General features: G+C 71.1%; 11 protein-coding genes. 5 read left to right on the forward strand and 6 right to left on the reverse strand.

What is annotated here, in order from left to right; genetic code table 11:
* Window positions 1-167: 167 nt before the first annotated feature.
* Genes VMR86_10435 through VMR86_10460 form a run of 6 tightly spaced genes read right to left on the reverse strand, consistent with a single transcriptional unit; the run spans window position 168 to window position 3,765 of the window.
* Window positions 168-518, reverse strand: coding sequence for an MmcQ/YjbR family DNA-binding protein (locus VMR86_10435; GenBank protein ID HTO07458.1), 351 nt, complete (start codon window positions 516-518; stop codon window positions 168-170).
* The gene (locus VMR86_10440; protein ID HTO07459.1) at window positions 515-1,558 is read right to left on the reverse strand and encodes a methyltransferase; all 1,044 of its coding nucleotides are present in this window, start codon (window positions 1,556-1,558) and stop codon (window positions 515-517) included. The genes VMR86_10435 and VMR86_10440 overlap by 4 nt, the downstream gene beginning before the upstream one ends.
* Window positions 1,559-1,576: 18 nt before the next feature.
* Window positions 1,577-2,020, reverse strand: a complete 444-nt coding sequence (locus tag VMR86_10445; GenBank protein ID HTO07460.1) for a VOC family protein — start codon at window positions 2,018-2,020, stop codon at window positions 1,577-1,579.
* A gap of 29 nt (window positions 2,021-2,049) precedes the next feature.
* Window positions 2,050-2,580, reverse strand: a complete 531-nt coding sequence (locus VMR86_10450; GenBank protein HTO07461.1) for a cupin domain-containing protein — start codon at window positions 2,578-2,580, stop codon at window positions 2,050-2,052.
* 22 nt (window positions 2,581-2,602) lie between these two features.
* Entirely contained in the window at window positions 2,603-3,130 is a 528-nt protein-coding gene (locus tag VMR86_10455; protein HTO07462.1) for a sigma-70 family RNA polymerase sigma factor, read from the reverse strand.
* A gap of 56 nt (window positions 3,131-3,186) precedes the next feature.
* A complete protein-coding gene (locus VMR86_10460; protein HTO07463.1) occupies window positions 3,187-3,765 on the reverse strand; it encodes a VOC family protein in 579 nt (192 codons plus the stop codon).
* Between the two features lie 155 nt (window positions 3,766-3,920).
* Here VMR86_10460 and rpsF point away from each other — a divergent pair, with 155 nt between their 5' ends.
* The 5 genes from rpsF to VMR86_10485 form a co-directional block, all read left to right on the forward strand.
* Window positions 3,921-4,427: a 30S ribosomal protein S6 gene (gene rpsF / locus VMR86_10465; protein HTO07464.1), complete on the forward strand. Its 507-nt coding sequence runs from the start codon at window positions 3,921-3,923 to the stop codon at window positions 4,425-4,427.
* A 3-nt stretch (window positions 4,428-4,430) separates the two neighbouring features.
* Window positions 4,431-4,706, forward strand: a complete 276-nt coding sequence (gene rpsR / locus VMR86_10470; GenBank protein HTO07465.1) for a 30S ribosomal protein S18 — start codon at window positions 4,431-4,433, stop codon at window positions 4,704-4,706.
* Between the two features lie 10 nt (window positions 4,707-4,716).
* A complete protein-coding gene (rplI, locus tag VMR86_10475) occupies window positions 4,717-5,253 on the forward strand; it encodes a 50S ribosomal protein L9 (GenBank protein ID HTO07466.1) in 537 nt (178 codons plus the stop codon).
* A gap of 35 nt (window positions 5,254-5,288) precedes the next feature.
* On the forward strand, window positions 5,289-6,704 hold the full coding sequence (gene dnaB, locus VMR86_10480; GenBank protein ID HTO07467.1) for a replicative DNA helicase: 1,416 nt from the start codon (window positions 5,289-5,291) through the stop codon (window positions 6,702-6,704).
* Window positions 6,705-6,733: 29 nt separating this feature from the next.
* Window positions 6,734-7,132 (forward strand): LD-carboxypeptidase (locus VMR86_10485; protein HTO07468.1); only part of this gene is annotated, 399 nt, incomplete at its 3' end.

Below are 7,132 nucleotides of genomic sequence, written 5' to 3' on the forward strand. Positions count from 1 at the left end.
GCCGACATGAGTCTTTTGATGTCGATCGTGCTCGGGGCGAACATGGTGGGCGCGATGGTGCTCGTGCCCGCGATGACCTCGATGTTCAAGCCGGGCTTCGCGGCCGACGCCACCGTGACGGAGCTGCACAAGCGCGACGACGCGCAGGCACAGCAGCACGTCGCCAGCTAGGAAGTTCGAGTGAGTCGAGGGGGCGCGGCCCTGTGCCACGCCTCCTCGACCAGCTCGGCCAGCTCGCGCCAGTCGGTGTTGCGGTCGAGCCGCGCCGCGACCCAGCCGGCCTTGCCCTGGTAGGGCGGCACGAAGAAGCGCTGGGGCGCCGACTCGACCAGGAGCGCCTGCGTCTCGAAGTCGCTCTTCAGCCAGACCGAGAGATCGGGCGCGCCGTGGTGGTGGTCGTCGAGCATGGCGAACATCTTCCCGGCCACGCGCCAGGTCGGCTCGCCCCAGGCGACCTTCTCGCTGGTCTCCGGCAGACGCAGGCAGATCTTCCGCAGCCGCTCGACCGGCCGACTCACACGGGCACCCCCTCGATCACCGCCACGCGCGCCGGCGTCGGCACGATGCGCGTGAGCCGGAAGCCCGACGCCGCGTACAGGGTGCGGAACTCCGACTCCGAGCGCTGCCGCCCGCCGGTCGAGACCAGCATGTTCACGTCGTTGGCGGCGGCGCCGCGGCTCTCGAGTGACTGGTCGATGCGGGCGGGATACACGCCTTCCACGATCAAGAGCTTTCCGTGCGCCGGCAGCGCGGCGCGCACGCAGCGCAGGATCGCGGTCGCCTGGGCGTCGTTCCAGTCATGGATCACGTGCTTGAGCAGGATCGCGTCGGAGCCGCCCGGGACCTTCTCGAAGAAGCTCCCGCCCGCCGCTTCGCAGCGCTCCGAGAAGCCCTGCTCGGCGATGTGCGCCCGCGCGCGTTCCGCCACGTGGGGCTGGTCGAACACGAGCCCGCGCAGCTTGGGGTTCGCGCGCAACAGCCCGATCAGGATCGCCCCGTTGCCGCCGCCCACGTCGGTCACACGCGAGAAGCCCGAGAAGTCATAGGCGGCCGCCACTGCGGCCGAAGTCGCGGGCGCGAAGGTGGCCATGGCCTTGTCGAAGTTCGCGGCCGCGGCCGGGTCCTTGGCCATGTCGTCGAACGGGTTCGCGCCGGGGTGCGCCTTCTCGAGCGCCGGCAGGCCGGTGCGCACGCAGAACTGGAGCTCCTTCCACGAGTCCTGGATGCTCGGGCCGGTGAAGAGCCGCACGCTCGCGTGCATGGAGCCGGGCACGTCGGTGCGCAGGAGCTCACTCATGGGCGTATGCGCGAACTCCCCGCTCTCCTGCTCGGCGAAGATGCCGACCGAGGCCAGCAGCCGCAGCACGCGGCGCAGCGATGGCGCGTGCGTGCCGGTCTTCTGCGCGAGCTCCTCGGCAGAGCGCGCGCCGCCGCGCAACAGGTCCGCGACGCCGAGCTCCGCGGCCACGTACATGGCGCGCGACACGTAGTGACCGATGCCGATGTAGTACATGCGGATGCCGGGCGGGAGCTCGGGGGACTGTGCAGGCTCGGTCATGGGGGCCTCCTCGAGGGTTCAAGTCACTGCGAAGCGGTCGCCGACGCGGCGCCGCAGCTCTTCGGGAGAGACTTCCTCCGTGCGCGTGGCCAGGAACCAGCGGTGGCCGAACGGGTCGCGCAACACGCCCATGCGCTCGCCGTGCGGCTGGTCCGCGATCGGGCGCTCGAGCCGAGCCCCGGCCGCGACCGCGCGCGCGGCCAGCGCGTCGACGTCGAGCACCACGAGGTGGATCGCCACCGGCGTGCCGCCGTACTTCGCGGGGCTGAACACCTGCTCGTCGGGCCACTCGTCGGAGAGCATGAAGCGCGCGCCCGCGAGCTCGAGGTCGGCGTGGCCGACCACGCCCTCGGGAGTCAGGTAGCGTCTGGCGACCGTGGCGCCGAAGGCGCGCTCGTAGAAATCGAGCGCCCGGGTCGCGTCGCGGCAGCACAGGTACGGAGTCACGAGCTGTCGGTCCATTGGCTCTCTCCTCTTCTTCCCGCCCGACGTCAGGCGGTTCGCGGGTCCTCGGCGAACGAGTGCTCACCGCCGGCCAGCGGGGTGACGTAGAGCGCGGTCATGGCGGGCTGCGCGTGAGCGCGGTGCCACAGGCCCTTCGGGCACACGAACAGCCGCCCGGGGCGCAGCTCCGACGTGACCGGACCGTCGTCGCCGAGTACGGTGATCGTGCCGCCGCCTTCGAGCACCACGATCAGCTCGTCGCCGTCCGGGTGCCGCTCCCAAGGCGCGAGCCCCTGGAACTTGGTCACCAGGATCGTGGCCTGATCGAGCGAGCCCAGCATGCGCGGGCTGTCCCAGCCGCGCAGGTCCGCGGTGGCGCTGCGCAGGTCGTGTGACTCGATGCGCGGGCGCAGCGCCTGGCCGAGCCCGGCCCGGAACCCGCTGCGCGGCAGGTCGCGCAGCTCGACCGCCACGTGCAAGAGCTCCGACAGCTCGCGGTTTGCGGCCGACAGCGCCGCGCCGGGACTCTTCAAGAGCGCCTCGACCTTCTGGTCGAGCTCCTCGGCGCGCGGAGTCACTCGGGGCTTTCTCGACTTTTGGCTAGACATGTTCGCTGCCGATCCTCTTGCGCAGCGCGGCCAGCGCGCGCAGCTGTAGCTGCTTCACGGCGCCCTCGGACTTGCCGAGCGCCGCCGCGATCTCGCGCACGGGCCGCTCCTCGGCGAAGCGCAGCTCGATCACGCGCCGCTGCTCGCGCGGCAGCTCGGCCACGGCGCGGAACAGCCGCGCACGCTGCTGCGCGTCGAGCCGCTCGGGCTCGCTCGGCTCGGGCGCCAGGTCCGGGCCCGCGAGCGCGCGCCGCTTCGTGCGCCGCGCGCGGTCGACCACCGCGTTCGCGGCGATCCGCAGCAGCCACGAGGCGAACGGCACGCCGCGCGGCTCGTAGCCGGGCAGGGCGGACAGCGCGCGCCGGAACACCTCGGAGGTCAGGTCCTCGACCTCGGCCCGGCCCTTCACGCGCCGCGCCAGGTAGGCGTAGACCAGCTCGAAGTTCGCCTCGTAGAGGAAGGCGAACTGGCCCGGGTCCTGCCGGGCGGCCTCCACGCGTGCGACTTCGTCGGATTTCATCTCCGACTCTCTACAACGCGCGAGCCGCCGCTACGTCACGCGCCCGATCCACTCGGCTAGCTGACCAGGAAGGCCCCGCCGAACCGGCGCTCCATCTCGTCCTTGGAGACGTCCTCCTGCTTGGTCGAGAGCATCCAGCGGTGGCCGAACGGGTCGCGGATCGTCCCCGAGCGGTCGCCGTAGGGCTGGTCGGCCACGGGCCGGACCTCGGTGGCGCCCGCGGCGAGCGCGCGCCGGGTCAGCGCGTCGACGTTCTTCACGTACAAGTGCACGCTGACCGGGCTGCCGCCGAGCGTCTGGGGGCTGAACACGCCGCCCTCCGGCCACTCGTCGGAGAGCATGATCGTGGCGCCCTCGATCTCGATGTCGGCGTGACCCAGCCGCCCGCTCTTGTCCACGATGCGCAGCGTCTCGATCGCGCCGAAGGCTGCCGTGTAGAAGTCCAGCGCCGCGAGCCCGCCCTTCACGCACAGGTAGGGCGTGGCCTTGGACGCGCCCGGGGCTGCCGCGGCCGCCGGCTTCGGCCGGGCCTTCGCGGCGCGCTTCGGGGCGCGCCGAGCGGGCTTGCTGGCCGCCTTCTTCACGGGTTTACGAGCGGTCGACTTCGCCTTCGCGCGCTTCTTCTTGCTGGCCATGGCGAAATCCTAGCCCGCCCCCGCGAATCGCTGGCAGCAAAATGCCCTGGCGGGTAGACTGCGCCCCCTGTCACGCCCCTCGGTCCTGGGCGCGACCCGACGGTCGCATGGGCACCCTGCCCAAGCTCCGGGGCCACAACCCACGAGGAGAGCGCATGCGTGAGTACGAGTTCGTCTACGTGATCCAGCCCGACGCGACCGTCGAGCGCGAGACCGAGATCCACGGCCGCATCGACGGGGTCATCAGCGACCACAAGGGGCGCCTGCTCCTGCGCGACGACTGGGGCAAGCGGCGCCTCGCCTACGAGATCCGCAAGTTCCAGAAGGGTCACTACTTCCAGGTGAACTTCCTGGGCCTGGGCAAGGAGGTCGCCGAGATCGAGCGCCTGATGCGCATCGACGCCGACATCCTGCGCTACCTGTCGGTGCTCGCGAACGACGAGGTGAAGGACATCGAGACCCGCGTCATCGAGGCCGCGAAGCAGGCCGAAGAGCAGGCGCGGCGCCGCGCAGAACGCGAGAAGGAGCGCGCCGAGCGCGAGGAGCGCGAGCGCGAACGCGAGCGCAACGGCGGCGGCCCGCTCGACGACGACGACGATGCGCGATTCGACGATCGCGGTGACCGCGGCGACCGCTTCGGCCGCGACGACGACGAGGAGTAAGTCATGGTCGAAGTGATTGCGAAGCGCCCGCAGAAGAAGCGCCGCCGCACCGGCCGCAAGATGTTCTCGCGCCACAAGGTCTGCCGCTTCTGCGCGGACAAGGAGCTCGAGATCGACTACAAGGACGCCAAGACGCTGCGCATCTTCCTGACGGAGCGCTCGAAGATCATCCCGCGCCGCATCAGCGGGAACTGCGCGCGCCACCAGCGCAAGCTGACCACCGAGATCAAGCGCTCGCGCCACCTCGCGCTCCTGCCGTACACGTCGGCGCACACCTAGCGGAGGCTTCATGGCCACGATGGAAGTGATCCTCACCGAAGACATCCACCGCCTGGGCAACGCGGGCGACGTGGTGAAGGTGAAGGCCGGCTTCGGCCGCAACTACCTGTTGCCGCAGGGCAAGGCCATGCTGGCCACCGCCTCGCGCGTGAAGCAGGTCGAGCACCAGCGGCGCGTGATCGCCGAGATCCAGAAGAAGGCGGTCGCCGAGTTCCGCGAGGTCGAGCGCCGGCTGAAGGCCATCGACCTCACCTTCGAGATGCAGGCCAGCCCCGAGGGCAAGCTGTTCGGCTCGGTCACCAACGCCGACATCGCGGCGCGGCTCGCGGGCGGCGGCGTCGAGATCGAGCGCCGGAAGATCGTGATCGGGGAGCCGATCAAAAGCACCGGTGAGCACCCGATCACGGTGCGCCTGCACCGCGAGGTGCAGACTCCGCTGGTCGTGAAGGTCGTGTCGGGCGGCGAGCCCGGGGCCGAGGCCGCCGCGGCCGAGCCCGAGGGGCTCGAGACCGAGGAACGCCGCGACGACGGCGACGACGACGAGTAGAATCGAGTAGCTCCCGAGGCGGGGTGGGGGGCCACTTGCCGAGGACCGAAGAAGCGCTGCGCGCGATTCCGACCGACCACGAGGCCGAGCGGGCCGTGCTGGGCGCGCTCTTGCTCGACGCCGACGCGTTCTACAAGGTCGCCGACAAGCTCGCGCCTGCCTCGTTCGACCTGCCACGACACAGAATTGTGTACGAGGTGGTGCGCGACCTGGCCGAGAAGCAGCAGGGTGTCTCGCTGATCACCTTGCGCAGCGCGCTCGAGGAGCGCGGGCTGCTCGAGCAGAGCGGCGGCACCGCGTTCCTGTCGCAGCTCGCCGACGCCGTGCCGACCGCGGCGCACGTCGAGCACCACGCGGAGATCGTGCGCCAGAAGGCCACCGCGCGCGCGCTGATCCGCACCTGCGAGAAGCTCGCGGCGCGCGGCTACGACGGGCTGGAGAGTGTCTCGACCCTGGTCGAGGACGCCGAGCGCGAGGTGCTGGCGATCGCCGAGCACGGCGCGCAGGCCGGCTTCACGTCGATCAAGGACGAGATGCAGTCCACGTTCGAGTACATCGAGCGCGTGCAGTCGGGCCAGATCGTGGGCGTGCGCACGGGCTTCGAGAGCTTCGACCAGCTGACCGGCGGCTTCCGCGGCGGCGAGGTGATCGTGCTGGCGGCGCGGCCCAGCGTGGGCAAGACGGCGCTGGCGCTGAACATGGCGCGCAACCACGCGCTCGACTTCGGCGGCTGCGTCGCCTTCTTCTCGCTGGAGATGACCAAGCGCGAGCTGGCGCTGCGCCTTCTGCTCGGCGAGGCCGAGATCGACAACAATCGCTTCGTGAACGGCGTGCTCTCCGACCGCGACTGGCGCCGACTCACGCACGCGGCGAGCGTGCTCGAGACCGCGCGCATGTTCTTCGACGACAGCGCGGCCATCTCGGTGAGTGACATCGCGGCCAAGGCGCGGCGCATCGACCGCGAGCAGAAGCTCTCGCTGCTCGTGATCGACTACATCCAGCTCGTGCTCGGCCGCCAGACGCGCGACGGCGGCGAGCGCCGCGAGCAGCAGGTGGCCGACATCAGCCGCTCGCTGAAGCTCCTGGCCAAGGACCTCGACATCCCGGTGCTCGCGCTCTCGCAGCTGAACCGCGGGCCCGAGAACCGCCCCGACAAGCGCCCGCAGCTCGCCGACCTGCGCGAGTCGGGCGCGATCGAGCAGGACGCCGACCTGGTGATGTTCGTGTACCGCGACGAGGTCTACGACCCCGAGACACCCGACGCCGGCATCGCCGAGCTCATCATCTCCAAGCAGCGCAACGGCCCGATCGGCACGGTGAAGCTGCAGTTCGCCAAGGAGCACGGCCGCTTCCACAACCTGTCGAACCGCGGCGACGCGCCGCCGCCCGAGGCGGGCTTCGACTCGGGCCGCGGGGTCGGCGCGCTCGGAGACCTGGAGCCGCCGTTCTGAAGCAGAAGCGCCTCCGCCCGCGCGCGCTCGTGCCCGGGGCGGCGATCGGCGTGTGCGCGCCCTCGGGCCCGATCGACCCCGAGATCCTCGACGCGGGCCTCGAGTGGCTCGCCCGTCAGGGTCACCCGCTGGTCGTGACCAAGAGCGTGCGCGCGCGCACCGGTTATCTCGCGGGGCCGGACGCGGAGCGGCTGGCGGACCTCGAGTCACTCGTGCGCGATCCGGCGGTGGGCGTGATCCTGTGCGCGCGCGGCGGCTACGGCGTGAGTCGCTATCTCGCGCGGCTGGACGCCGACGAGCTGCGCCGCGCGCGCAAGCTCGTGGTCGGCTACAGCGACGCCACGCATCTGCTCTCGTATCTCCAGGCGCGCGCCGGGCTGGCGTCCCTGCACGGGCCGATGCTGGAGCGCAGCGACGTGACCGCCGAG

This window comes from Myxococcota bacterium (assembly GCA_035498015.1).
Taxonomy (GTDB): Bacteria; Myxococcota_A; UBA9160; order SZUA-336; family SZUA-336; genus VGRW01.

Excerpts from the sequence above, each read along its gene's own strand:
- rpsF (HTO07464.1), top strand. The coding sequence starts at position 3,921 with ATGCGTGAGTACGAGTTCGTCTACGTGATCCAGCCCGACGCGACCGTC.
- VMR86_10455 (HTO07462.1), bottom strand. The coding sequence starts at position 3,130 with ATGAAATCCGACGAAGTCGCACGCGTGGAGGCCGCCCGGCAGGACCCG.
- rpsR (HTO07465.1), top strand. The coding sequence starts at position 4,431 with ATGGTCGAAGTGATTGCGAAGCGCCCGCAGAAGAAGCGCCGCCGCACC.
- rplI (HTO07466.1), top strand. The coding sequence starts at position 4,717 with ATGGCCACGATGGAAGTGATCCTCACCGAAGACATCCACCGCCTGGGC.
- VMR86_10445 (HTO07460.1), bottom strand. The coding sequence starts at position 2,020 with ATGGACCGACAGCTCGTGACTCCGTACCTGTGCTGCCGCGACGCGACC.
- VMR86_10460 (HTO07463.1), bottom strand. The coding sequence starts at position 3,765 with ATGGCCAGCAAGAAGAAGCGCGCGAAGGCGAAGTCGACCGCTCGTAAA.
- VMR86_10440 (HTO07459.1), bottom strand. The coding sequence starts at position 1,558 with ATGACCGAGCCTGCACAGTCCCCCGAGCTCCCGCCCGGCATCCGCATG.